We start from the raw sequence: 1,495 nt of genomic DNA on the forward strand, positions 1-1,495 counted from the left end.
AAAATACACAACCTGCATTGGTAATCGATTTCGGGCAGGTAATTGGTGATATGTTAGGCGATCTAATGAGTTCCACACAACCCATCGAGGTGAAAATTTTTGGCAATGATCAGGAAAAACTGCAGGCTTTATCTAAAAAGGTAGCTGATCTGGTTTCGCACGTAAGTGGTACAGCAGATGTGTTTGATGGTATTGTGCGCTCAGGGCCAACGGTAAATATTCAACCGAATTTTACTATGCTGGCACAATATGGTGTTAGTCCAGTATCTTTTCAATCGCAGCTCCAAACCGCAATGCAGGGGACTTTAATAGGCGATTTATACGATAAACAACAGCTTTCACCCATCCGCATGGTGTACCCCGGAAGCAGGACTTTTAGCGTGGCCGATATCAACAAGCTTAAAATTTTCTTGCCTGATGGAACAGCGGTGTCCATTCAGCAAATGGCCAGGGTTGATCTTAARGCAGGAATTGCCGAAGTGGCTAGGGAAAACCTGCAAACCATTGGGGTAGTTACCGCAAGGCTCGATAACCGCGATCTGGGAAGTGTAATGAAAGATCTTCAGAAAGCTGTAAATACCAATGTAAACCTGCCTTCGGGTTACCACATCGAATATGGTGGTGCATATAAAGAACAGCAACAATCGTTCTCCGAACTGCTCACCATTCTTATCGCATCGAGTTTGTTGGTGTTTAGCGTAATTTTATTTCTATTTAAAGATTTTAAAATTGCCTTTCTCATTTTATTGATCTCGGTACTGGGCATTTCAGGGAGTTATTTAGCCTTGTTTTTAACCCATACACCACTCAATGTAGGCAGTTATACAGGGTTGATTATGATTGTGGGTATTATCGGCGAGAATGCCATATTTACCTTTTTACAGTTTAAAGAATCCCTTGCCAAGCAAAGTGTTGATGATGCCATAACCTTTGCCATCTCTACCAGGTTAAGACCAAAATTAATGACTGCACTTGGGGCAATTATCGCCTTAATGCCTTTGGCTTTAGGTATTGGAGCTGGTGCACAATTGCATCAACCGTTGGCTATAGCCGTAATTGGCGGTTTTATAGCAGCCATGCCTTTATTGCTCATTGCTTTACCAAGCTTGATCAGGCGATTCTACAAATCGGCCAAACCTGAAGGAGATCCAGTTGAAGCGTAATAGATTTTAAATCCATATCCTCAGAATATTAAAACTAAAAAAATGAAAAAGAAATTATTAAGCATTGTGGTTCTTTTTGCAATGTCAATTGCTGCAAATGCCCAACAAAAAAGTAGCCTGCATGTATTGGCAGTCCATAAAATACAAAGCGATGGGGGTTGGGATTATGTGAGCATCGATCAGCAGCACAACAATCTTTTTGTTTCTCATGGCAATCAGGTAAATATATTAAATAAGAACAATGGCGATTCGGTAGGTGTGATCCACAATACACTTGGTGTACATGGAATTGCAATTGCAGGCCCGTTCGGCAAAGGGTACACCACTAATGG

2 protein-coding genes are annotated in these 1,495 nt (G+C 41.4%); both read left to right on the plus strand.

Features of this window, described 5'->3' with window-relative positions:
- Positions 1–1,163, plus strand: a 1,163-nt coding sequence (locus AC1DND_RS27655; protein ID WP_477586035.1) for an efflux RND transporter permease subunit, incomplete at its 5' end; no start/stop codon positions are given.
- Between the two features lie 42 nt (positions 1,164–1,205).
- A partial coding sequence (locus AC1DND_RS27660; RefSeq protein WP_477586037.1) for a hypothetical protein occupies positions 1,206–1,495 on the plus strand: 290 nt, incomplete at its 3' end.

Source organism: Pedobacter sp. 01N416 (assembly GCF_056399685.1).